Genomic DNA, 22,144 nt, shown 5'->3' with positions numbered 1-22,144 from the left:
CAATTCCTCCTCTTACGAAAGCGGCAGTTCGATCCGGACCTTTCCATCCGTCAGCCGCAGCACATCATCAAGATCCTCTTCATTCATCAGCTCTTTTAATACAAAGCCGCCGCTGTCAATGGTGATCACGGCTTTTTCTGTAATCACCATGTCAACGCAGCCTTTTGCAGTCAGTGGCAGAGTGCAGTCCGCGACAAGTTTGGGTGCGCCGTTTTTATCGGTATGGCTCATCACGACAATGACTTTTTTCGCCTTTTGGGCAAGCTCCATCGCCCCTCCCATTCCAGGAACCTTTTTGCCAGGGACGATCCAGTTGGCCAGATCGCCTGACTGGCTGACCTGCAGAGAACCAAGAATCGTGACATCAATCGCGCCCTTTCTGATCATGCCGAACGACAGAGCCGAATCAAAATAAGAAGCGCCTTTTACTACGGTGACAGGCCAGCCTGCCGCATTGCAAAGATTCTCATCTTCCCTTCCTTTTTCAGGCGACTCGCCGATGCCGAGAAGCCCGTTTTCAGATTGGATCATAACGGAAGTGCCCGGATCTAGAAAATTGGGAACTAAAGACGGAATGCCGATGCCCAGATTGACAATCATTCCGCTTTTGATTTCGCGGGCCGCCCGTTTTGCAATTCTCTCCCGCTCTATGACTCCCAAACCCATTTCCAGTTCACCCCTTCCGTTTCAGCGACACCTTCGACAAAAACACCGGGTGTTACAATTTCTTCTTCATCCAGCTCTCCCAGGGGAACGATCCGCTCCACTTCGGCAAATGTCCGATCAGCAGCCATCGCCATAAGCGGGTTCATGTTACGCGCCGTTTTGTCGTAGATGATATTGCCGAATTCATCGGCGGTTTTCCCATAAATAAAAGCGTATTCCGCACTCAGCGCTTCTTCGGCAAGGTATGCACGACCATTCAAAGAAACGATCTTCTTTCCTTGACGCACCATGTCATTATCGATCCCAATATCGGTCAAAATGCCGCCAAGACCTGTGCCGCCCGCACGGATTCTTTCCGCGAGCGTCCCTTGCGGTGAAAATTCAACGGCGAGAAAACCGTCAGTCATTTGTTTTCCCGCAACGGGATTTGATCCGATATGGGAAGCGATCAGCCGCCTTACGCGGTTATTGACGATTAATGGCCCGATGCCGATGCCGGGAAAGCCTGCGTCATTGCATATGACCGTTAAATTTTTTACGCCTTTTTTCAAAATCGCACTGATGAAAGAAGGCGGTGAACCGACTCCCCCAAATCCGCCAAACATGACGGTCGCTTCGTCTTTCAAATCGGCAATCGCATCTTCAACAGCAATTCGTTTGTTCAGGACCGTCATCTTTCGCGTATCACCTTTTCTGCTTGTTTTTCAATCTCGTGTACGGCATGTTTAAATATATGAATAAGTTCTTCCAGCTCTTGATCCGATATCGTAAGGGGCGGCGCAATGATGACCGCATCTCCCCCGCCGCCGTCAATGCCCGCCTGGGACGGATAAAGAAGCAGGCCTCTTTTTTTCGCTTCGGAAATGACGAGAGCCGACACCGGCATTGATGAAGGAAATGTCTTTTTGCTTTTTCGATCGGCGACAAATTCAATCCCGATAAGAAGCCCCTTGCCCCGAACGTCGCCAATGATGCTCGACTGTTTCATGACTTCTTTCAGCATCTTTTTCAGCTTTTCCCCTTTTACCCTGGCTTGTTTGACAAGATCGTGCTTCAGAATGTAGCGGAGAACAGCGAGCGCCGCACGGGCTGAAAAAGGGTTTGCGCTGTACGTATGTCCGCTCATGATGACTCCTGAGCCGTTTTTGACCGTTTCCATGATGTCATCGGATATGACAGCTGCGGCAATCGGTGAATACCCTGCGCTCATCCCCTTGCCGAGTACGGCAATATCCGGGGTCACACCCCAATGTTCAATCGCCAGCAACCGGCCGGTTCTTCCCATCCCACTCATGACTTCATCCGCAATAAAAAGAATTTCATTTTCTTCGCAAATCTTTTTTACTTTTTTGTAATAACCATCGGGCGCTGTTATGGCTGCTCCAGCAGCCCCGATGACGGGTTCGGCCACGAAGCCCGCGATAAACTGCTTGCCGATCCTTTTAATGGCGAGCTCGATTTCTTTCACGCACGCTTCCTGGCAGTCGGGATGAGAAAGCCGGCATCTGTAGCAGTTTGGCGCAGAAGCGGCGGGATACTTGTGCAGCATGTGCGTAAACCTGTAGCGGCGCTCATAAAATCCCGACAGCGACAGGGCCCCGTTTGTAATTCCGTGATAGCTGTTCCATCTTGAAAGGAAAATCGTTTTGTCGTTTTGTCCTTTTTCCTGCCAGTATTGAACGGCGATTTTCATGGCGGTTTCAACAGCTTCCGACCCGCTGTTGACAAAAAAAGACCAATTCAGATCACCCGGCAGCCATTCAGCAAGGAGTTCGGCAAGCTGTTCAGCCGGTTCACTCGTAAACTGTGAACGGTAGACAAATGAAACGGAATCAAGCTGCTCTTTGAGAGAATCAATCACTTCTTGTACACCGTGCCCGAGATTGCAGGTAACAGCCCCCGAACAGCCGTCAAGGTACCGTTTTCCGGAATTGTCGACAATCCAGCTTCCTTTTGCATACTGAACGACCGGATAGCTTGCGTGCAAATCAGGCTTAAGCAAAAATGACATGAAAACATCCCCCCTTCCCCAATGAGAGGTTTTTCTTTACATTATATGAATGGGGAAAAGGCGGCATTCTCTTTTCAAGTGAAATGGTTGATTTCGGAGCGATCGCCGTTAGTGTAAACAAAAAAATAAAAGGACATGTCCTTTTATTTTTCCAAGCGCGCTTATTCACATTGACGTTTTGTCCTGCAAAGCAACGGTTTCCTTCGTCTGTTTTTCCCATAAATAAAATGATCTCATCATCGAAAACGCAGCAAACGGCGCGGGCAGTGCGACGATGAGGAATAAATATTCGGGACTGACAGCATCCGACAACATTCCCGCGGCCGCATAGCCGAGCGGCATAAAAGCGCTGTTGACCGCAAAAAAAGCGCCCAGCGATCTGCCTCTGTTTTCACCTTCCGTTACCCTTTGCAAGTAACCTTCAATATAGATGTTGACTACGCCGCTGATCATTCCGATGACGATCAAAATCGCGGCGCCGAGCACGACATGATTAATCCAGCCTAGAGGCGACAAAAGCAGGCCGAAAATCAGCATTAAAGCGGGCACAGCAGCTTTTGCGTGCTCCGGTTTTGCGATAAAAGACAAGAAAAGCGCCGCAGACAGCGTCCCGCACGCCCAAAATGATTGAAAAGCGCCGCCCAGCCAAGCCTGATCTTTTAATAATAGCGAGGTCCAAATGACGATATATATTGGAAAACCGCTGAATACAAGCTGCTGTATGCTCGTCCCATACAACAAATACTTGAGCGGCTTATTTTGAAGCAAGCTTGTAAAACCGCTGAACAATTGTTTGTTTGTAAAAGGAATACGCTTTTGGCTGCCCCTTTTATCTTTGATTCTCCACTCCAAAAAGATGGATAGGAAGGAGAGGCTTCCGCACAGCACCCATAACCAGCCGAAATGCAGAAAGGAAAACAGAACCCCTGTGACAAGCGGAACGATCACTTGGATAAGCTGTGTGATCACTTCTTGAAATGCGATTCCTTTTTCAATTTGTTCTTTCCTCAGTGTATCCGGCAAGAGCGATCTTGCAGCAGGTTCGATTGCGGTCAAACATGCCGATACAATCACCCTTGCAACCGCCAGTAACATAACTGAACTCATGCCTGACAGCGCCAAAAATCCGATTATTAAAAATACAGTTGAAATGATCATATCTGAAGCCGCAATCAATTTCCCCCTGTGAAACCTGTCGGACAGCCAGCCTGTAAACGGCGATATCAAAATCGAGACAGTCAGCCCGATGCCGATCACGACGCTTCCCGAAAGGGCGCTTCCGGTTTCAGCTAAAGACCACCATACCAATGAATAATAGAAAAGAACCGAACTAAAGAGCGATAAAAACGTTCCAGACCACAGTCTGAAAAAGTCCCCTTTAATGACCCAAGCATATTTCAAAGTTTCTCCCCCGTTTGTCCGATATTTTCACCTCATGATTATATTACATATATATGTAAAATTTTACAACAAAAACAAAAAAACCTTCCGGATGGAAGGCTTTGTGAGCATGTCAAGCGACCGGGCGTTGGGCTTTTAGCTAGCAAATGAAAGCCGCACCGACAATGATGAGCAAAATAAAGAGGACAACGATGAGCACAAATGTGTTTCTGCCGTGAAACCCGTAGCCGTATCCTCCAGTAGGACAGCAATAATGGGAGTAATGCACAGGCTTATCATCCTTTCGTATAAAGTCTACACCCCAGCCTATGCAGGCCAAGTCCCAATTGGTATGTGCACCTGCCTACTTTATTCGAACAAATATTTAAATATCGTCGTAAGCTTTCCCTTCTGCTGAAAACCCAGCTTTTCATAAAACGTTTTCACCTGATCGCTTCCCGAAGTCACAAGATAGCACGATTCCATGCTCGATTGTTTGGCAGCGACGAGCATCTGCTTGATAAGGCCCGATCCATAGCCTTTCCGCTGATAAGGCTCCAAAATGGCGACTTCCTCGATTTTAGCAACGTTTTCGTCCTGATCGAGATAAAGCTCGGCACATCCAATCGGTTCTCCTTCTTCCGAGTAGCAGACACACAGCTGGATGATGCCTTCCTCGTAAAAACGATACTTGCGCAGCAGCTTTTCCTTCGCAAACGCTTCATTGATCGACAACGAATCATAAGCCTGCATGATGCGGCAGCCGTCAATGAGAGATTTCTTCGTCCCCCATTCTGTCCGCACAGGGGAAACTCCTTTCCAATCTGCAAGCCGGATCGAATAAAACAATTCTTCATCAAGAATGTATCCAAGATCAAAGAGCGACTTTTTCATTGTGGAAGGGAGATCGCGGTTAAAAGAGCTTTTCACATGAATATAATTTCGGTTTAAAATATCGGGTACCCCAACGAGCAGGGAGTACAGCTCTGTCAGCGGAAATTCGTCCTGCAGCTGCAGAAAATGAGATGAAAACATTTGCGGGATCTGGTCATCTGTGTATATATGATAATGCGACTCAACTTTTTTGCTGCATGTCAGCATTAAATAACGGTCTTCTGTGTTTGAAATGGATGTCACAACGGCTGCCTCTTTTCTCATGATGTTCTATTATATTGTTTTTCGCTTTCAGAGCAGAAAATCCTCTAAAAAAGATGGCCCTTTTGAAAAAAGTCATCTGAACATGCCGTTTTTCTCAGCTTTCTTCGTTTGTATTTCGTGGGATGTTAACAGATTTTTCTGTATGCTGGGTATCCTCACGGCAGTCTGATGCCGCTTTACTTTAGCAATAGAAACTACTCGACTTTCTAGCTCGGAGTATTCAATTCCAAATTCGGAGATGAAAAAGCCCTCTCTGCTTTGTGAGAGCAAAGAGGGCAAACCATTGGTTATTTATCATACCAAGGTACACGACGAGTGCCTTTAAGATCTATTTTTCCCCTTCAAACAGCTTGGCATATTCGCCGTACCCTTCTTTCTCAAGGTCATCCTTCGACACGAAACGGAGGGCTGCTGAATTGATGCAATAACGCAGGCCGTCCGGTCCGGGGCCGTCCGGGAACACGTGTCCAAGATGGGAATCGGCAGACTTGCTTCTCACCTCAGTCCGAACCATGCCGTGTGAAGTGTCAAGTTTTTCTTCGATCTCCCCGGTATCGACCGGTTTTGTGAAGCTTGGCCAGCCGCAGTGTGCGTCAAATTTGTCAAGCGATGAAAACAGCGGTTTTCCCGACACGATATCGACATAGATTCCGTCTTCGTGCAGATCCCAGTATTCGTTTTGGAATGGAGGCTCCGTCCCGTTTTTCTGCGTCACTTCATACTGCATCCGGGTCAGCTGCTTCAGCCGTTCTTCTTTATTGTTCGCCATGCTTACGCCCCCAATGCTGTTGTATAAATCCTTCTCTTCCGCTTCCGATCCGATACTGTGTGTAGCGATCAGGATGCTTTTTATGATAATCCTGATGATATTCTTCAGCCGGATAAAATGGCGCGGCTTCCAGAATGTCGGTCGCGATTGGATCTTTAAAGATGCCGCTTTCTTCAAGCTTTTTCTTCGATTCCTCAGCGAGTTTCCGCTGCTTGTTATTATGGAAAAAAATCGCTGTCCGGTAAGACTCGCCGCGGTCTGCGAATTGTCCTCCGCTGTCAGTAGGATCGATTTGCTGCCAGTAGAGTTCCAGCAGTTTTTCGTATGGAAAGACATCGGGATCAAACGTGATTTGCACCGCTTCCCTATGTCCCGTTGTATTGCTGCAAACCTCTTCATAGGTCGGATTTTCCGTATGGCCGCCGGTATAGCCGGATTCGACTTTTATAATGCCCGGCTGTTCGTCAAAAGGCTTGACCATACACCAAAAGCAGCCTCCGGCAAATGTGGCGAGTTCTCGTTTTTCAGCCATCTGTTCTGCCTCCTTCTTTTCAACATTTGTTGGGAACCATTATATCACAGCATGCTCATTTTTAAGCCCTCTCCCGCTCATCGCAAAATCAGCCGCTGCCTAAAAAGAAAAAATGACAATAATATGTCATTGCCATCACTATATTCTAAGAAACAGCAGTATTCATCTATCATTGTCATGGACCGTTGTTCAATTGATGGTCAAATGAACTAAAAATCTTCTGAAACATACACTTGAAAAACGAAAATTATGGTATCATAGTGATATCATGTTCATGAAAAATAATATTCATGCTGATTCGGTCATTCCTTTTTAAAAAAAGCTGAAATTTGCTACTTATATGGAGGGGCGAAATTTTGAAAGTTAGAGAACAAATGATGTATGATATGGAAGCACTGCTTCGCACAGTATTTAAACAGATACGTGATGAGATAAATGAGCTGCTCGAAAAAGAGATGTCCCGCAATGAATTCATGATTCTCCGCCTGCTGAGTGAGCAAGGTCCGAAGAAAGTCACGGAGTTTGCAACGATTTTAGGCGTTTCTGCGAGCCATATCACAGCTGTAACCGATGCGTTGGTTGAAAAAGGATGGATCACGAGAGTCCGGTCAAAAGAAGACAGACGGATCATCAAAATCCATCTGACAGACGCGGGAAAAGAAATTATCAGATATTTTGAAGAAAAGAAAACGGAATATTATTTCAAGCGGTTCAGCAGCTTCAGTGATGAAGAGCTGAAAACGCTGATTGAACTGTTCAGCAAATTGGACAAAAAACGGGAACAGCGCTAATCGGGTTTTCATAAATTGGCCCGAATCTGTGCACCTTAATTAAAAAAGAGGTGTATTGACATATGACAGCTCCTTATCTTTGTCCAAACTGCAAAACAAACCGAACACGGTTCAACTTAATCGAACAGTCCCCGACATCCGTTAAGATTGATCCGGCAACAGGGGAGATCATGGAAACGTATTCAGATGACGAGCTTTCTCCATTTCACCTGCCCTACAGCGGTCCCGCCATAAAAGTGCAGTGCGGCGCGTGCGGATTAATTGAAGACGAAAAGACTTTTATCAAACTTGCGGAATTCGATAAACGAACATAACAAAGACAGGATAGATGGACATCGTTTCATCTATCCTTTTTCGTGCAGCTTAACGTGAATTCAAACGGAGGCGCACACCCGGTTTCTCCCAAGGTGTTTAGCCCTGTACAAACATTGGTCGGCTTTTTCAATCAACTCGTCCGTACTGCGAATGACCTCCGGAAATGCCGCAACCCCAATCGAAACGGTAATATGAATCTTTTTAGAATGAGAAATTGAAAAAGTGTGTGTCTCCACTTCCTTGCGTATCCTTTCAGCAATCTCTGCAGCCTGCGAATGAGAACTGTTCGGCAATATGACCGAAAACTCTTCTCCGCCGTTTCTTGATACGATATCTTCCGCACGTGTTGACTTTTTTAAAATCGTTCCCAGTTCTTTTAAAATCACGTCTCCATTTGAATGTCCGTATGTATCATTAATCCTTTTGAAATAATCGATATCGATCATAAGCAAAGACAGTTTCTCGTTCTTCTCCCTTGCGTTTGAAATATGAGCATTCCATATCGCATCAAAATGGCGGACATTATTCAATCCCGTTAAATAATCAAGCGACGATTCCTCTTCATACTTTTTCAACAGAAAATGAGATTTTTTTAAATATGAGACGACATATACTGATGTAAATCCGCCGATAGTAGATAAAATCCAGAACCATATCATTAAAATTTTCACTAAATGGAAATCATGGAGGAGCATCAAGATCACAATTGAAATCGCCACATTAGCAAAAATAACCAAAGCAAATGTCTTTCGATAAGTGTCAGCGTCTTTATCCATGACCCTGAGGATGAGATAATATCCTATGAATATAGCGATCATTCCTGTAAGCGCTGCAATCGAAGATATATTCCCCCCGTAAACAAATCTTCCTCCTATAATCAGTAGAGAACAAATAAAGGCCGGAAAGACGCCCGTAAATAGAAACAAAATCATAACGGGCACATAACGCAAATCAACGATCGTTTCATCGGTTGCCTGGATCGAAAAGAACATGAGCACATTCCCGAGCAATCCTCCCATGACGCCGTCAATCCAATTAAGTTGTTTGTTTGTAGCTTTTCGGGAAAAAATATTCCACTTTAGCTGAGTGTAGATAAAGAGTGAAGTAATTAAAATGCACAAATTCAAAAATAAATCGATTAAAAACATGACAAGCCCCCAACACCAAACTCATTTTATATTGTATATATCGTCAATTATTAAGACGTTAACAGCATTTTTGTTTCTTTGCTTCAGATGCCCGGCGGGAATCGCTTCCGGGGCTTGCCGCAGGAGCTTGTTCTTTCATTTTTCAAATAAAACGAGGTGCTTCCACTTCCCGTAGCGGTAATATAAAAACGCGGTCAGGCTGCTCAGCATAAAGCTCATTCCAATGCCAACCGCTATGCCGTTATCTCCAAGCCACTTTGAAAATAAGTATGTAAACGGATAGCGCAAAACCCAAAAAGAAATCACATTCAGCACCAAAATTTGAAACATCGCGCCGGCTGCCCTTACAACACCGTTTAACACAAAGTTAATCCCGATAAACGGATAGAAAAAAGCAATCGTTTTTAAATATTCTTCCCCGAATGCAGCTGAATCGGCTTCCGAAATAAACAGCCTGACCGCATGATAGCCTGTCAGAAATATCGCGGTGCTGACGACAGCCATAAACAGCAGAACATAAATGACGCCGTAGTGAGCGATTTTTTTCGTACGCTCCATATCGCCGCTGCCGACGGTTTGGCCAGCCATACTGTTGACAGCCGTGCCGATGGCCATCGCCGGGAGTATCAGCAGGCTGTCAAGCCGCTGTACCGCGCCAAACCCTGACACGACACGTTCTCCAAATGAATTGACAACGCTCATAATCGCCATCGAGCCGCCTGAAATCACCATCATTTGCAAGCCGGCAGGCACTCCGAGCTTCAAAATGACGGACGTCTCTTCCAGAGACGGAAGCGCGGGCTTTGAAAATGGAACAAGCCGCTTTCTCACCGTATAGACCACACCGTAAATGAAAGCAATCCCTTGGGAAACGACGGTTGCATAGGCCGCTCCGGCAATTCCGAGGTTGAATACCGAGATAAACAGCGGATCCATGAACAGGTTCAGGATGACGGCCAAGAGGACGAAACGCAAAGGTGTTTGACTGTCGCCGACCGCCCTTAACACTGTACTGATGAAATTATAGCCGAATAAAAATATAATCCCGATAAAATGAATGCTCAAATAGCTTGCAGCCAAATCCATCATATTTCCGGGCGTTTGAAGAAGCGAGAGCAGAGGCTCTGTGAAAAAATAGCCGATAACCCCGAGCAATACGCTCATCGCTGTCATCAGAACAACAAACGCGTTGATATATGAAGCAAGTCCCTTCTTATCCCTTTTTCCTTTCTGCTGCGCAAGAATCGTCAGCGCCGCATTGTTGACGCCCAATACGAACGACAGCACCGTAAAGAAAACCGTCCCCGAGACGGCCGCAGCACCGAGTGCTTTTGCTCCGAGCAGATTTCCGACCCACAAGCTATCGACGAATTGAAATGAAATCTGCAAAAGATTGGCTAAAATGATCGGGCCGGAAAAAAAGACCAGCTGTTTAAACACATTTCCGTATGTAAAATCCGTTTTCATTGTTTACTCCTTTTCATCTGTCGTCTTGATCGCGATGTGACCGATCGCTTCTCAGCCTCATATAATGTCAGAAAGCATGCAAAGGGGCGTGACAAAATGTTCTCTACAGATCATGATGCCCGGCAAACGGCGGAGGGTTTTCGGAGGAACTGCTACCATCTTCCGCCTGTAGAGGCGCCCTTTTATTTTCGAAACGGCGGAAAAGCAGCGATGATCAGACTGCTCCACGCTGCTCCTCACACCGACAATCTCGACGTATTCATAAACGGCATATCCGTTTTTCAAAACATCTCCTATACAGATTTATCTTCTTATGTCCGGTTTCCTGCCGGCCGTATTCAAATCGATGTTTTTCAAAGAGGCAGGGCGCACGGTCCCTTGCTGTCGGTACAGTATCACCTGATCCACGGCGGGTACTGCACGGTTGCCGTTACAGGCACAGCTGCAAAGCTCATTCCCGTCGGAATGTATGACCGGCCTGCGGCTGATCCGGAAAGCCGCAGCATCCGTTTCGTTCATTTATCACCGGACTCTCCGGCTCTTGACTTTGCAGTGCAAAACGGACCTGTCCTGTTTTCAGGTGTCCCCTTTCAAACGGTCACGCGGTACATCCAGGTGCGTTCACAGAAAATCGACATGGAGGTAAAGGCCGCCGGTTCAACAGCGGTCCTGCTGAAGGTTCCGAAAATCACGCTTCACGCCGGGAAATCCACAACTTTGTATGGCCTCGGTTTCGTCAACGGCTCCCCTTCTCTCACAATAAAAACGGCGCCGTTTCCTGCCAAAGCTCCCCCTTCATAGCGAAAAAAAAGAGACCTGATGTCTCTTTTACAGTCTGCTGAAGCATGGACAACAAAATCCTAAAACGGTCTCATGTTTTAGGATTTTGCCGGCAATTATTGATTGTGATGGTCAGTTTTTTTTATGTTTTTTCGCATCTAGGGTAAAAATCATAATGCTTAAAAACAACGCACAATACCCGATGTTCAAATACATCTTGTCCATGTTTTCATCGATGAAACTGAAGGCGGCCAGGCCGCCGAAGTACAGTGAAAACAACATAGACAGCAAGCTGAAATATGTGTAGATACGTTCCATATGTTCACCCCTGTAAATCCCGCCGCACGATCTATGAATCTGTTTGTGCAGGCTGATAATAAACAAATTCGATTTGATCTTTTTCTAAATCAATGTCTTTTGCTTTCACATACATTCCGTTTTTAAGCGGCATCTCTGACAGACGGACTTGAATTTCTTTAGCATCCGAACGAACGTGTACAAAATCAGGAAGATCATAAAATTGATCCATGTAGTTCAGCACCATCGATATCGGAACATTTAACTTGCCGATCGAAAATCTCGTCACGTCAAGAACCACATCTCCGTTTTTTTCCACTGTCGGCCGAAAGGACACCCTCGCATCGACTGTCGAGGAAAAGGCGCGGATCGCACCGACGATGTGGAATTCATCGTCGATTTCGATTTGATAGTCAAGATCCGGCGAAGACTCCTTCTCCAAATATGTGTTGATGAATGCGGCCAATGATTCTTTCGTGCTCGTCACGTTCAATTGGTATTCGCTCGGAGTCGGCCGCGACGGTTCCTTTTGACCGCCGGGCATGAATACGAGAATGAAAATCCCGGCAAGTATGATGACGTTGACTGCTGCTAAAATTAAAAATAAGTTCTTCCATTTCTTCATTTTTTCACCTTATTCTGCTTGGGGGTCTTCGTTTTTAATTTGTTCGTAAACGCGTTTCGCTATTAAAGAATACCCGTATTGATTAGGATGAAACTCATCTTTTGCAATCTTCTTTTCATCGCTGTATTCCTCAAAAATATCAGCGATATTTGCCATTTTCGTATTGGAGACCTTTTTCAGCCTTTTTTCTGCTCCTTCATTCCATTCGTCTACGACTTGGTCAATTTCCCTCAGTTCAGACAGCGTAAACTTAAACGGATTATACATACTGACATAAATCAATTCAGCGCTGGCGTTTTGCTCTCTGATTTCCGCTAAAATATTCGAAAACCGCTTTTCAAACAGTTTTTGTTCAACGCGGAAAGGTGTGAGCGTTAAGTGCGCGAAGTTTTGGCGGACGACTTTCATCAGGTCGTTGCCCCCGATTGTAAACAAAATGTAGTCTGCATCTTTCAGGCCCTCTTGTACTTCTTTTTCTTTTAATCTTTCAAGCAGCTGATCAGTCCGGGAGCCTTTAACGGCATAATTTTTGACCGTTACGGACTTCACATCGCTCCGGTTTTCAAGCTCGTCGGCCACCATGCCGACATAGCCTTTCTTCTCTTGATCGCCTACCCCCTCTGTCAGAGAATCGCCCACTGCTGCAATCACGATATCGCGCTTAGGGGAGACCGATGTTTTTTCAACGCCCGCCTTCCATTCCGTACAGGCTGAAAGCAGACAGACGAGGGCCATCATGACTGTTATAAACCGTATGTTCAAAAATGATGCCCCTTCCTTCTAGATACCTAAAAAAAAGTGTACCATGTTTTAATTCTTTTGAAAATGATTTGACAGGTGTAAAAAAAAGCCTGTTTCCGGTGGTCAGGAAGCAGGCTTCAGCGGCAGGCCGCCCGTTTTTATCAACGGTTTTCCAGCGTCTTAATATCGGCGATGATTTCATCGTACGGCGTATTTTTTGCACCGTCATAATCCTTGACGACTTTGCCGTTTTGATCGACTAGATAAAATGACGATTGGTGAATCACCTGATCCTCATCTTCAGGTTTTTTCACGATTGATTTAAAGCTTTTCAGCGCAAATTTTTCGATTTCCTCCTGCGAGTATCCGGTTAAAAAATCCCAGTTTTGAAAATTGAGCGGATAGTTGGCCGCAAATTTTTTCAACTTTTCCGGCGTGTCATTTTCGGGGTCAACGCTGAATGAGACGATGCGGGCCTGCAGGTTTTCCTCTTCCATTCGTTTTTGCAGTTCAGCCATATGTGAAGTCATCGGCGGACAGATCGTTTTACAGTTCGTAAATATAAAGTCGGCCACCCACACCTGGCCTTTTAAACTTTCAAGAGACACGGTTTTCCCATCTTGATTTTGAAAAGAAAAAGATTGTACGTCATAGTTTAAAGAATTTTCAATCTTGCTAGTTCCGCAGGACGAAAGAAACACTGTGAGAATACCTGCAAGGAAAATGCCAAAAACGTTTTTCAATCCTTACATCCCCTTTTTCAATCGGTGTAAAAAGTAAAACCGATCGCTCCTTTTCCGGTATGAACAGAGATAATCGGCGTTGTGTACGCAATATCAATATCGATTCCCGGGATATGTTCAAGCAAAGAGTCTTTCAGCCTATGAGCAAGGTCGAGTGCATCGGCATGGGCGATTCCGATCGCTTGCACCGTCCTTCCCTTCACCGCGGAAAGAAATTGACCCGTTAAATAACGGATAAGCTGACTGGTGCTCCTGACATTTTTTTCAGGCGTATAGATTCCGTCCTCAAGCCTCGCGATCGGCTTAACCTTGAGCAAAGAGCCGATCAGCGCTTTTCCTTTCCCGATGCGGCCGCCTTTGATCAAGTTATCAAAATGATCAATTGTCACATAGAGGGATGTCCGGTCGCGCAAGTTCTCCAAGTCTTTTACAATCGCTTCGGCTGTCATTCCCTCTTCGGCCAGCAAGGCGGCTCGTACGACCTGAAAGCCGAGGCCTTTTGAAATATACATGGAATCAATCACCGTAATATTCCCGTCGACCATGTTTGAAGCGCTTACAGCCGTCTGGTATGTCCCGCTCAATTGGCTTGAGAGATGAATGCTGATCACTTCGCTTCCGTCAGCGGTCAGCTCTTCGTACAGTTCGATAAAAGCGCCTAAAGGCGGCTGTGAACTTTTCGGGAGTTCTGCGGCGCTCTCCATTTTCTCAATAAATTCGTCCGGCTGAATATCGAACCTGTCTCTGTAAACAATGCCGTCGATTGATATCGAGAGCGGGAGAACGGAAATATGATATTCTCTGAGCAGTTCTTCGCTCAAGTCAGCTGTTGAGTCCGTTACAATTTTAATGCTTGGCAATTCCCTTCACATCCTGTCGGTTCAAATGGTGAATTTCCTAGTGAGGCCAAATTCGGCATGAAAAATTCTTTGCCGGCCGAATGCCGTCTTCCGCCCTTTTCCAAGCGGATTTGGCTGTCTTCATGGGCCGGCAAAGAATGCTATCAATTCTTATGCATTATGCTTCAATTCTTCCTCTTGATAAATGGCGAGGTAATCCTGCCATTTCAATGCTCTCTTTAAGTAGTCCCTAAAGGAGTAGACGTTTTTTTTCCGCTTTGAGCAATAGAGTGTCTTTAAAAAGATTTCGAGCCTCAGACTGGCCATAAAAAAATGCGGGTCGTCCTCCTTCAGCAGGGGTATTTCCGTCACCTTCACCTTCTGTCCATCCGAACGTTTGAACTCCAGGCTTTTAAGTAACAAGCTATCAATCCTCATTTATGAGATATTTTCTTTATTATACATAATCTCAGGAGCCGTTGTCTTTGATTTATGCGTGTTTTCAAAAAAATTTCTTAAATCAGCAAATGAAAGAGGCCTTCATCTTTATTCACTTCGACATAGCGGAAGCCTTTGCGGTCCATTCTCGCAATCAGCGGCTCGTAGTCTTCGCGCTGCTTCAATTCGATGCCGACGAGCGCAGGGCCGCTGCTTTTATTATTTTTCTTCGTATATTCAAACCGGGTGATATCATCGGTCGGCCCGAGCACTTCATCTAGAAATTCGCGCAAAGCTCCCGCCCTTTGCGGGAAGTTCACGATGAAATAATGCTGGAGTCCTTCATACATCATCGATCTGTCTTTGATTTCCTGCATTCTGCCGATATCGTTGTTTCCTCCGCTCACAATGCATACGACATTCTTTCCTTTGATTTCATCCCTGTAAAGGTCTAAAGCGGCGATCGGCAGCGCTCCCGCAGGCTCGGCGACAATCGCGCATTGGTTGTACAGCTCAAGAATCGCGGTGCATACCTTTCCTTCGGGAACGAGCAAAATATCATCTACAACGGTTTCAAGCGTTTTAAATGTCTCTTCGCCGATTTTTTGCACGGCGGCTCCGTCTACAAATTTATCGATTTTCTCGAGGGTCACGACTTCGCCTTTTTTGTTTGATTCAAATAGAGCCGGCGCGCCTTTGGGCTCAACCGCGATCAGCTTTGTATCCGGGGACACGTTTTTCATGTAGGTTCCCACTCCTGAAAGCAGGCCGCCGCCGCCTACACTTGCAAATAAATAATGGGGTTCTGTTTCGATATCGTTTAAGATTTCGACCGCAACCGTTCCCTGTCCGGCCATGACGGCAGGATCGTCAAACGGGTGGATAAATGCCCGTTTTTCTTCCTCGCAGCAAGCGACTGCGCTTTGATATGCATCATCGAACGTGTCGCCTGTCAGGATGATCTCGATGTATTCCTTGCCGAACAATTCGACTTGAGAAATTTTTTGCCTCGGAGTCGTCGACGGCATAAAAATCTTTCCGTGAATACCGAGATGTTTACAGGAAAAAGCGACCCCCTGCGCATGGTTTCCTGCACTGGCGCAGACGACCCCGTTTTTCGTCGTTTCTTTTGAAAGCTGCTTCATTTTATAATAGGCGCCTCTCAGTTTAAAAGAGCGGACAACCTGCAGGTCTTCTCTTTTTAAATATACGTTGCAATCGTACCTCTCGGAGAGCCTCTCATTTTTTTGGAGGGGGGTATGAATGACAACGTCTTTTACATTTTGATGGGCTTTTAAAATGTCTTTGACTTGGATGAGAGAGTTTTCTTTAAGCAACGGTTTCATGTATAAGATCCTTTCTGTATAAAGCTTTATTTAATACGCCATTATATCATGAATATTCAAAATTTAAAGGGCAATTCTTTGTTATTTACAGAATATTATACACTTTCTCAATATATACGGAGTTCTTTTCGATTCTTAATGTGCAGCCAAATATACTTTTTTTCAAAAAACTCTTTATTTGTTCTAATTGGGTGTTATAATAGAACCAATTAGAACCAAAAGGAGATCCGCCATGATTAAACACACGTACCCATCCATAGGGTTCTCCGAGCTGATCGGGGAATGCGATTCCTTTTTGCAAACGAAAAACAGAGCGATACAATTTGCAGCCTCTTCCCATCCGATTCTGATTCATGGAGAAACAGGCACAGGCAAAGAGCTGTTCGCCAAAGCCATTCATTCCGGATCATCTTTCAACCATGATCCCTTCACACACGTAAGCTGCAGCACGCTGAATGAAGATGAAGCGACTGAAGACTTTTTTCTTTCAGAGATGAATGAATCCGGAACCTTGTTTCTCGACGAAGTGTGGGGGCTTTCCTTGCCTCTCCAGGGCAAGCTTTTGGCAGCCATTGAAAAAGGGATGCCAAAAAGACTGATTGTCACCTCAAGCGTGCCGCTCGGTGAACGGATTGAAAGCAGCGAATTCCGCAAGGATTTGTACTACAGGCTCAATGTGCTCGACCTTCCGCTTCCCCCCCTTGCTGAACGGCGAAGCGACATCCCCCTTCTCGTGCATCATTTTTTAAAAAGCGGGGATCATGACATATATGTCGAACCGGTCGTTTGGAAGGCTTTAGAGCAGCATGAGTTTGAGGGGAACGTCAGAGAACTCAAAAACATGACGGATTATATGAAAACCGTCTCAGACGGGAAAACGATTCAGCTTTACGACACTCCGCCGGCGTTAAGAGAACAAATCGAAAAGAAGAAGCCAAAAGATAAAAAAACGGCTTCAACATCACTGACTTTAATGGAAAAAGAGGAGTTTGCGTTTTTGCTCGATGCAGTCAAGCAATTAAATGAAAAAGGAGAGCCTGCCAGCCGCAGAGTTCTGTCTGAACTGAGCAAAAACGGCAAGTCGGAGCTTACCCCCCAGCAAGTGCGCAGCAGGTTGGATTATTTGGAAAAAAGAGAGTTTATTACAAAGGGCCGCGGAAGAGCCGGGACAAAAATCACGCTTGAAGGCCTCCGCTTTTTAAGCTCTTTAAAGCATCACATTATTCAAGAATAGAAAGGGTGTCTTGGTATGTACACGATTAAAGAAGAAATTGCGAATGCAATTACCCATGGGCTCGGCGTTCTCCTCTCCATACCCGCCATCGTATTTTTGGTGATATTTGCGATTCGCTATGGAAGTCCGGTGGATGTTGTCAGCTTTTCGATTTTCGGCGCTTCCATGCTGTTCCTGTATTTAAGTTCGACCCTTCTGCACAGCATTCAGCACCAAAAAACAAAAGATATTCTTGAGATCATCGATCACTCAGCCATCTACGTACTGATTGCGGGTACATACACACCGCTGCTCCTCGGACCTTTGAAAGGCACGCTCGGCTACACAATGCTTGCGGTCGTCTGGGGACTTGCGATTGGCGGAGTTGTATTTAAAATCTTTTTTGTGAAACGATTTATCGTGGTCAGCACGCTGGTGTATCTTGTGATGGGCTGGATGGCGATTATTGCGATCAAGCCGCTTTATACGGCCTTGACCGGAGAAGGATTCGCCCTGCTGCTCTTAGGGGGAATATTGTATTCTGTCGGAACGATCTTTTATTTATGGAGAAAGATCCCGTATCATCATGCGATTTGGCACACCTTCGTACTCGGCGGCAGCGCCTCCATGTTTTTCTGCGTGCTTTTCTACGTGGCAAAGGTGCCGTTTATATCATAAACGGCGAAAACCAGGCTCCCATAAAGGAAGCCTGGTTTTTTTATGCCCGAAGCTGTTTGTTTTCGGTCAGGACGTATGCCGGGTGGATCGTCAAGTCGATATCAGCAGGTCTCAGCCTCTTGAACAACTTGCCTTTCTTCATGTCTTCCGTACCGGCTGTTTCGACTGCAACGATCGGAATGCCGAGCTTTTTGGATAAAGATTTGTAATCGAGCCCGTCATCTTCAGACAGAATAAAGCTTTGGCCTTTCCTGACGATCTCTTCCACTTTTTCAAGTGATGCTTCCTTGTCGGCGCTTTTTTTGACCGCGGCCATTTTATTGAGCCAGCCGCTGAGCAGCGGATAACGAAAGGCGCGCGGATCAGCAAAAAACGAAGCCGTTTTATCAAGGTGTCCGAGCAGCACGGCGAGCTCTGACAGGCCGAGCTTTGGATGCACGTAAAGGACGGGGCCAGCCGGGGATCTTCCGTTCTGATGGATGGAAACGGTCGAACCGGTTAAGCCGATGCACCCCCGTAAAAAAGCTTTCGGCTTATCAAAGACAGCTTCCATCTGATTGGCGTACGAAAGGCGCGGGTCAAGTGTCTGTAGCGCCTGCAGGAGCTTGATATGCTTGATGAACATATAGGCCGAATACATCCATAAAAAACAATAGCGAAACATGAAAATCCTCTCCTCTATCCTTTTCTTTGATAAACGAGGAATTCGTAGTCATATGGATTTTTGTCATCTTTCAGGCCTTTCCGCCTCGAAACGATTTCCCACTCAGCTTCGCTGAATTCAGGAAAATACCGGTCCCCTTCAAAGGTTTCATCGATTTTTGTCACATACAGCTTGTCCGCAAAAGGCAGAATCTCCGCGTACAGTGTTGAACCGCCGATGACAAAACATTCTTCGTTTTTGTTTTTCGCAAACTGCACCGCTTCTTCTGCCGAGTGCATCATCTGACAATTCGGAATATCCAGTTCTTTATTGGATGTAACGATGATGTTCTCCCGGTGAGGCAAAGGTTTGCCGATGGATTCAAACGTCTTTCTCCCCATGATCACGGCGTGTCCTTTCGTCACCTCTTTAAAATACTTCAAATCCTGCGGCAGATGCCATGGCAGATCATTATCTTTGCCGATCAGGCGGTTTCTGTCCATGGCGGTAATCAATGAAATCATTAATTTAAAGCCCCCTTATGATGTTTGTAGCGAAATAATGCCGGATGATGCTCATCTCTTTGTGTGATCATCTGTGAACATGATGCATGAAGATGGAGGTTAAAGCTGTGATGAGAGGAAACCTTTCTTCGAGGTTTTCATTCTGATCAGGCCGCCCGAATGCATTGGTGTCATTCCCCGTTTTGTTCAATTCCGGTTCTCTAACATATGACGGGATATATCCGCATGATGTTTCATTTTTTTCATCCTTTTGTAGTGTATCTTGTTTAACCTTTCGAAAACAAGACATTTTTCGGGAAAAGACATAAAATATCGGCATAAAAAAACCCCGCCTGATGGCGGGGAGGGCGAGGTCTTTCAACGGCTTTTCGCAACGCTCTGTCCGTCTGTTCTCTCTTCATCCTCAAGATCCTGATGCGAATGGGCAATTCGGCTTGCAGCAGCTGCCGCCAAGGCAGCGACGATATCATCAAGGAACGTGTGAACCTCATCGTCCGGACAGTCGTCCAGTTCTTTAATGATGCCGAACTTTTCTTTATCCAGATAGCCGAAGTTCGTCAAGCCGATCGAACCGTAGACGTTTACGATGGAAAGCGGAATAATCTCGTCGATCCCGTAAAGGGGTTCATCCGTTTCGACCAAATATTGAAGCGGTTCAGGCAATAGCTTTTTCTCGGCAAGCTGGTCAAGCGCTATCCCCGTTAACACGGCATGAACGATTTCCCTTTTGTTTAAGACCTTTTCGACATTCTCAACGCATACAGCAAGCGACAGATCAGGATGGTATTTTTCCTGCAGCTTTTGTACGATCAGTGCAATATCCTCAATCGTAACCCCGCGCTCATTCAGCATATTTTTCGTTAAGTGCACCATTTCATTCATCGTATACTTCTTCATCTGCATCAATCTCCTTTAGTGGCTCATCCAGTTAGGCGGTGTATTGCGGTCCCAGTATATGCTTCCGAGATCGTGATGTTTTTGAAAGCCGTCTTCGGCAGTATGATAATGAAAGTTAAACCAGTACCCTTTATGCGGCGGCTTGTCCCTGCGCACATGGAACCTCAGCACATCCTCCCCCGTTTTCCGGTTGTAAACGTGGAAGATTCTCTCCGACTTCCCCGCCGTCGGCGTTTTGGAAATGACAAGATCCTGGTAAGCGTCATTGTCCTGCATTGTCATGAGATGGCTGACGATGATCTCCTCGACCTTTGGAAGCACTTCTTCCCTGTACTCGTCTTCGATGACCGGCGATATCCTGCTGCCGAATTTTACGAATGACAGATCTTCTGCTTCATTGAGCAGTTCATCCTTGTAGCTGTCAAATGAAGATTTGGATTCGCCGTCTTCTTCAAGTTCGGGCTCTTCCTGCTTTTGATAAACAGCTGTATACCCGGATTCTTTCATGCTCTGATGCTCCTGCGGCTTGTCCGCCATTAATGCCGCAGGAGGAGATACAAGGCCGAACGTTGCAATTGTAAATAATGTGACAAGCGCTTTTCTCATCCACATCTTCATGACTGGTTAGTCCCCTTTTGGATCGCTTTCTCGTTTTCTCTTATTCTATCATAGGTTGAATTTTCAGTCATTCATAAAGTGACGGTGCAAATAAACAAAACGCCTTTTCTTTTGGCGATAAAACGTTTACAATCAAAGATGAAAATTCCAAAATTGGGAGTGATCGTTCATGATTGAAGGTCTTTTTATAACCGCTTCATTGATTACCCTCGCTTATTTTATCGTCATGGAAATCGCAGATTAAAAAATCCCAAGGTATATGCCTTGGGATTTCATTTTTCGAGAACACCGTAATGAAACAGGGCCGTTTTGCGTTTTTTTACGCGAAATCCGTATTTTTCGAAGCGCGGACTTTTCCAGTGGTCTTTCAGGACCACTCTTTTTCTGGCGACCCGAAGGGCTTCATTTAAAGCACCGTCAAGCGTAAACTCGGAATGCGCCCACTTTCTTAAAGGGGCGATGCCGCTTGATTCTTCGATTCCATCATCAAACATCGGGTCAAAGTAGACGATATCTGCTGAATCATCATCAAGCTCCAGCAGATATTCAAAGCTGTCGCCGGAATGAACCCGAATCCTTTTCATCGCCTGATCCAAAGCGTCAAGGCCTGTCTCCCACGATTGAAGCCCCGCCTCGACAAGAAAAGCGAGGAGCGGGCTTTTTTCAATTCCGCACACCTCGCCTTGTTCGCCAGCGGCAAGGCTTGCAATGATGGCGTCTGATCCAAGGCCGAGCGTACAATCGAGCAGCTTGTCTCCCGGTTCAACTTGTGCAGCTTCGACAAAAGGATCCGGTTCGCCTCTTAACATGCGCTTCGCCCGGAACATCGCAGAGTTCGGGTGGAAAAAGAACTTTTCGCCTTCTGAATGATACAGCTCGAAGCGCTCTTTTCCAACCACGAGAACATCTTCCTGCTCTGTCTCCCGGATTTGGCGAATCGGCCGTTTTCTCCGTTCGGAAAAGCGGGCGCCGAGCGTCCGGCTGATTTTTCCCGCCGTTAAAACCGTGTTTTCAGTCGGTCTGTAGCTTGTTGTGACAATCATGTTCTTCTCCGTAAAAAATGCCCTTCAAAGGGCATTTTAGCAATGTTTTTCAAAAGCGTCCGTGATGTTTTTCATAATCTCCGTCATTTCACGGCCTTCAATCTGTTCACGAGGAATGAAATGAACGACTTTTTTGCCTTTCAGCAGTGCCATTGAAGGTGAAGACGGTTCATATCCTTCGAAGTATTCCCTCATTTTCGCCGTTGCTTCGCGGTCCTGTCCGGCAAAGACTGTAACGGTCTCATCAGGCCCGTTTTCGCTTCCGGAGACGGCCTGAACGGCTGCCGGTCTCGCCAGCCCTGCGGCACATCCGCAGACTGAATTGACGACGACGAAAGTCGTGCCTTCTGCACCTTCCATGAATGTCTCAACTTCTTCCGCGGTCGATAACTCTTTAAAGCCGGCCTGCACCAATTCCTGACGCATCGGAAGAACGAGCTGGCGCATGTATTCTTCATAAGCTGTTGACATATTAAAAAGCC

28 protein-coding genes are annotated in these 22,144 nt (G+C 46.0%); 5 read left to right on the top strand and 23 right to left on the bottom strand.

Annotated elements, in window-relative coordinates; genetic code table 11:
- Window positions 1–12: 12 nt before the first annotated feature.
- From M1E03_RS10195 to msrA, 8 genes are all read right to left on the bottom strand, one after another.
- Window positions 13–666, bottom strand: a complete 654-nt coding sequence (locus M1E03_RS10195) for a 3-oxoacid CoA-transferase subunit B (protein WP_020451854.1) — start codon at window positions 664–666, stop codon at window positions 13–15.
- The gene (locus M1E03_RS10190; protein WP_020451855.1) at window positions 648–1,340 is read right to left on the bottom strand and encodes a CoA transferase subunit A; all 693 of its coding nucleotides are present in this window, start codon (window positions 1,338–1,340) and stop codon (window positions 648–650) included. The genes M1E03_RS10195 and M1E03_RS10190 overlap by 19 nt, the downstream gene beginning before the upstream one ends.
- On the bottom strand, window positions 1,337–2,677 hold the full coding sequence (locus M1E03_RS10185) for an aspartate aminotransferase family protein (protein ID WP_043054353.1): 1,341 nt from the start codon (window positions 2,675–2,677) through the stop codon (window positions 1,337–1,339). Before M1E03_RS10185 ends, M1E03_RS10190 begins: the two co-directional genes overlap by 4 nt.
- Window positions 2,678–2,842: 165 nt before the next feature.
- On the bottom strand, window positions 2,843–4,078 hold the full coding sequence (locus tag M1E03_RS10180; protein ID WP_020451857.1) for an MFS transporter: 1,236 nt from the start codon (window positions 4,076–4,078) through the stop codon (window positions 2,843–2,845).
- 139 nt (window positions 4,079–4,217) lie between these two features.
- Window positions 4,218–4,346 carry a YjcZ family sporulation protein gene (locus tag M1E03_RS10175; protein WP_003182774.1) on the bottom strand — a complete coding sequence of 43 codons (129 nt, stop codon included), beginning with the start codon at window positions 4,344–4,346 and terminating at the stop codon, window positions 4,218–4,220.
- An 80-nt stretch (window positions 4,347–4,426) separates the two neighbouring features.
- A complete protein-coding gene (locus M1E03_RS10170; RefSeq protein ID WP_095291666.1) occupies window positions 4,427–5,194 on the bottom strand; it encodes a GNAT family N-acetyltransferase in 768 nt (255 codons plus the stop codon).
- A gap of 349 nt (window positions 5,195–5,543) precedes the next feature.
- On the bottom strand, window positions 5,544–5,984 hold the full coding sequence (gene msrB / locus M1E03_RS10165) for a peptide-methionine (R)-S-oxide reductase MsrB (protein ID WP_458110765.1): 441 nt from the start codon (window positions 5,982–5,984) through the stop codon (window positions 5,544–5,546).
- Window positions 5,971–6,516, bottom strand: a complete 546-nt coding sequence (gene msrA / locus M1E03_RS10160) for a peptide-methionine (S)-S-oxide reductase MsrA (protein WP_075213126.1) — start codon at window positions 6,514–6,516, stop codon at window positions 5,971–5,973. The genes msrB and msrA overlap by 14 nt, the downstream gene beginning before the upstream one ends.
- Before the next feature lie 356 nt (window positions 6,517–6,872).
- On the opposite strand from msrA, the gene M1E03_RS10155 reads away from it, so the two are divergent.
- Together M1E03_RS10155 and M1E03_RS10150 are read left to right on the top strand one after the other, a co-directional pair.
- The gene (locus M1E03_RS10155) at window positions 6,873–7,307 is read left to right on the top strand and encodes a MarR family transcriptional regulator (RefSeq protein WP_020451863.1); all 435 of its coding nucleotides are present in this window, start codon (window positions 6,873–6,875) and stop codon (window positions 7,305–7,307) included.
- 62 nt (window positions 7,308–7,369) lie between these two features.
- The gene (locus tag M1E03_RS10150; RefSeq protein WP_020451864.1) at window positions 7,370–7,621 is read left to right on the top strand and encodes a hypothetical protein; all 252 of its coding nucleotides are present in this window, start codon (window positions 7,370–7,372) and stop codon (window positions 7,619–7,621) included.
- A 60-nt stretch (window positions 7,622–7,681) separates the two neighbouring features.
- Here the strand turns inward: M1E03_RS10150 and M1E03_RS10145 are convergent, their stop codons facing one another.
- Both M1E03_RS10145 and M1E03_RS10140 read right to left on the bottom strand, forming a co-directional pair.
- The gene (locus tag M1E03_RS10145) at window positions 7,682–8,770 is read right to left on the bottom strand and encodes a GGDEF domain-containing protein (RefSeq protein ID WP_105981026.1); all 1,089 of its coding nucleotides are present in this window, start codon (window positions 8,768–8,770) and stop codon (window positions 7,682–7,684) included.
- 135 nt (window positions 8,771–8,905) lie between these two features.
- On the bottom strand, window positions 8,906–10,237 hold the full coding sequence (locus M1E03_RS10140) for an MATE family efflux transporter (protein WP_105981027.1): 1,332 nt from the start codon (window positions 10,235–10,237) through the stop codon (window positions 8,906–8,908).
- Between the two features lie 96 nt (window positions 10,238–10,333).
- On the opposite strand from M1E03_RS10140, the gene M1E03_RS10135 reads away from it, so the two are divergent.
- Window positions 10,334–11,038, top strand: coding sequence for a DUF4397 domain-containing protein (locus M1E03_RS10135; protein WP_105981028.1), 705 nt, complete (start codon window positions 10,334–10,336; stop codon window positions 11,036–11,038).
- Window positions 11,039–11,149: 111 nt separating this feature from the next.
- Here M1E03_RS10135 and ypmT read toward each other — a convergent pair whose 3' ends face one another.
- The 7 genes from ypmT to ilvA form a co-directional block, all read right to left on the bottom strand.
- The gene (gene ypmT / locus M1E03_RS10130) at window positions 11,150–11,335 is read right to left on the bottom strand and encodes a protein YpmT (protein ID WP_326131224.1); all 186 of its coding nucleotides are present in this window, start codon (window positions 11,333–11,335) and stop codon (window positions 11,150–11,152) included.
- Between the two features lie 31 nt (window positions 11,336–11,366).
- A complete protein-coding gene (locus M1E03_RS10125) occupies window positions 11,367–11,939 on the bottom strand; it encodes a YpmS family protein (protein WP_020451869.1) in 573 nt (190 codons plus the stop codon).
- Window positions 11,940–11,948: 9 nt separating this feature from the next.
- Complete coding sequence (locus M1E03_RS10120; protein ID WP_212110767.1) at window positions 11,949–12,701, bottom strand: SGNH/GDSL hydrolase family protein; 753 nt, start codon at window positions 12,699–12,701, stop codon at window positions 11,949–11,951.
- Between the two features lie 140 nt (window positions 12,702–12,841).
- Entirely contained in the window at window positions 12,842–13,423 is a 582-nt protein-coding gene (locus M1E03_RS10115) for an SCO family protein (RefSeq protein WP_328056189.1), read from the bottom strand.
- A 17-nt stretch (window positions 13,424–13,440) separates the two neighbouring features.
- Window positions 13,441–14,283: a DegV family protein gene (locus M1E03_RS10110; protein WP_151253415.1), complete on the bottom strand. Its 843-nt coding sequence runs from the start codon at window positions 14,281–14,283 to the stop codon at window positions 13,441–13,443.
- A 150-nt stretch (window positions 14,284–14,433) separates the two neighbouring features.
- Window positions 14,434–14,685, bottom strand: a complete 252-nt coding sequence (locus M1E03_RS10105) for a YpmP family protein (RefSeq protein ID WP_020451873.1) — start codon at window positions 14,683–14,685, stop codon at window positions 14,434–14,436.
- A gap of 92 nt (window positions 14,686–14,777) precedes the next feature.
- Window positions 14,778–16,046, bottom strand: coding sequence for a threonine ammonia-lyase IlvA (gene ilvA / locus M1E03_RS10100; RefSeq protein WP_020451874.1), 1,269 nt, complete (start codon window positions 16,044–16,046; stop codon window positions 14,778–14,780).
- A 232-nt stretch (window positions 16,047–16,278) separates the two neighbouring features.
- Between ilvA and M1E03_RS10095 the strand changes: the two genes are divergently transcribed.
- Both M1E03_RS10095 and trhA read left to right on the top strand, forming a co-directional pair.
- Window positions 16,279–17,280 carry a sigma 54-interacting transcriptional regulator gene (locus M1E03_RS10095; RefSeq protein ID WP_212110765.1) on the top strand — a complete coding sequence of 334 codons (1,002 nt, stop codon included), beginning with the start codon at window positions 16,279–16,281 and terminating at the stop codon, window positions 17,278–17,280.
- Between the two features lie 15 nt (window positions 17,281–17,295).
- Window positions 17,296–17,937, top strand: a complete 642-nt coding sequence (trhA, locus tag M1E03_RS10090) for a PAQR family membrane homeostasis protein TrhA (protein ID WP_020451876.1) — start codon at window positions 17,296–17,298, stop codon at window positions 17,935–17,937.
- A gap of 40 nt (window positions 17,938–17,977) precedes the next feature.
- Here the strand turns inward: trhA and M1E03_RS10085 are convergent, their stop codons facing one another.
- From M1E03_RS10085 to M1E03_RS10060, 6 genes are all read right to left on the bottom strand, one after another.
- Window positions 17,978–18,601, bottom strand: coding sequence for a hypothetical protein (locus tag M1E03_RS10085; protein ID WP_025811262.1), 624 nt, complete (start codon window positions 18,599–18,601; stop codon window positions 17,978–17,980).
- A gap of 14 nt (window positions 18,602–18,615) precedes the next feature.
- The gene (locus M1E03_RS10080; RefSeq protein ID WP_212110764.1) at window positions 18,616–19,104 is read right to left on the bottom strand and encodes a dihydrofolate reductase; all 489 of its coding nucleotides are present in this window, start codon (window positions 19,102–19,104) and stop codon (window positions 18,616–18,618) included.
- Window positions 19,105–19,461: 357 nt separating this feature from the next.
- Window positions 19,462–20,001 (bottom strand): phosphatidylglycerophosphatase A family protein, encoded by a 540-nt coding sequence (locus M1E03_RS10075; RefSeq protein WP_025811261.1) that lies wholly within the window; start codon window positions 19,999–20,001, stop codon window positions 19,462–19,464.
- Window positions 20,002–20,016: 15 nt separating this feature from the next.
- Window positions 20,017–20,619, bottom strand: coding sequence for a YpjP family protein (locus tag M1E03_RS10070; RefSeq protein WP_023857393.1), 603 nt, complete (start codon window positions 20,617–20,619; stop codon window positions 20,017–20,019).
- A 272-nt stretch (window positions 20,620–20,891) separates the two neighbouring features.
- A complete protein-coding gene (locus tag M1E03_RS10065; RefSeq protein ID WP_458110764.1) occupies window positions 20,892–21,662 on the bottom strand; it encodes a class I SAM-dependent methyltransferase in 771 nt (256 codons plus the stop codon).
- Window positions 21,663–21,698: 36 nt separating this feature from the next.
- Window positions 21,699–22,133, bottom strand: a complete 435-nt coding sequence (locus tag M1E03_RS10060; protein WP_020451883.1) for a BrxA/BrxB family bacilliredoxin — start codon at window positions 22,131–22,133, stop codon at window positions 21,699–21,701.
- Window positions 22,134–22,144: the final 11 nt, after the last annotated feature.

The organism is Bacillus sp. PK6-013 (assembly GCF_054161445.1).
Note: the sequence above shows the minus strand (reverse complement) of the source record. Positions and strands in the feature narration are given on the sequence as shown.

Excerpts from the sequence above, each read along its gene's own strand:
- M1E03_RS10185 (WP_043054353.1), bottom strand. The coding sequence starts at position 2,677 with ATGTCATTTTTGCTTAAGCCTGATTTGCACGCAAGCTATCCGGTCGTT.
- M1E03_RS10085 (WP_025811262.1), bottom strand. The coding sequence starts at position 18,601 with ATGTTTCGCTATTGTTTTTTATGGATGTATTCGGCCTATATGTTCATC.
- ilvA (WP_020451874.1), bottom strand. The coding sequence starts at position 16,046 with ATGAAACCGTTGCTTAAAGAAAACTCTCTCATCCAAGTCAAAGACATT.
- M1E03_RS10095 (WP_212110765.1), top strand. The coding sequence starts at position 16,279 with ATGATTAAACACACGTACCCATCCATAGGGTTCTCCGAGCTGATCGGG.
- M1E03_RS10135 (WP_105981028.1), top strand. The coding sequence starts at position 10,334 with ATGTTCTCTACAGATCATGATGCCCGGCAAACGGCGGAGGGTTTTCGG.
- msrA (WP_075213126.1), bottom strand. The coding sequence starts at position 6,516 with ATGGCTGAAAAACGAGAACTCGCCACATTTGCCGGAGGCTGCTTTTGG.
- M1E03_RS10195 (WP_020451854.1), bottom strand. The coding sequence starts at position 666 with ATGGGTTTGGGAGTCATAGAGCGGGAGAGAATTGCAAAACGGGCGGCC.
- M1E03_RS10060 (WP_020451883.1), bottom strand. The coding sequence starts at position 22,133 with ATGTCAACAGCTTATGAAGAATACATGCGCCAGCTCGTTCTTCCGATG.
- M1E03_RS10145 (WP_105981026.1), bottom strand. The coding sequence starts at position 8,770 with ATGTTTTTAATCGATTTATTTTTGAATTTGTGCATTTTAATTACTTCA.
- M1E03_RS10140 (WP_105981027.1), bottom strand. The coding sequence starts at position 10,237 with ATGAAAACGGATTTTACATACGGAAATGTGTTTAAACAGCTGGTCTTT.
- M1E03_RS10150 (WP_020451864.1), top strand. The coding sequence starts at position 7,370 with ATGACAGCTCCTTATCTTTGTCCAAACTGCAAAACAAACCGAACACGG.
- M1E03_RS10070 (WP_023857393.1), bottom strand. The coding sequence starts at position 20,619 with ATGAAGATGTGGATGAGAAAAGCGCTTGTCACATTATTTACAATTGCA.
- ypmT (WP_326131224.1), bottom strand. The coding sequence starts at position 11,335 with ATGGAACGTATCTACACATATTTCAGCTTGCTGTCTATGTTGTTTTCA.
- M1E03_RS10190 (WP_020451855.1), bottom strand. The coding sequence starts at position 1,340 with ATGACGGTCCTGAACAAACGAATTGCTGTTGAAGATGCGATTGCCGAT.
- msrB (WP_458110765.1), bottom strand. The coding sequence starts at position 5,984 with ATGGCGAACAATAAAGAAGAACGGCTGAAGCAGCTGACCCGGATGCAG.
- M1E03_RS10075 (WP_025811261.1), bottom strand. The coding sequence starts at position 20,001 with ATGAAGAAGTATACGATGAATGAAATGGTGCACTTAACGAAAAATATG.
- M1E03_RS10125 (WP_020451869.1), bottom strand. The coding sequence starts at position 11,939 with ATGAAGAAATGGAAGAACTTATTTTTAATTTTAGCAGCAGTCAACGTC.
- trhA (WP_020451876.1), top strand. The coding sequence starts at position 17,296 with ATGTACACGATTAAAGAAGAAATTGCGAATGCAATTACCCATGGGCTC.
- M1E03_RS10080 (WP_212110764.1), bottom strand. The coding sequence starts at position 19,104 with ATGATTTCATTGATTACCGCCATGGACAGAAACCGCCTGATCGGCAAA.
- M1E03_RS10065 (WP_458110764.1), bottom strand. The coding sequence starts at position 21,662 with ATGATTGTCACAACAAGCTACAGACCGACTGAAAACACGGTTTTAACG.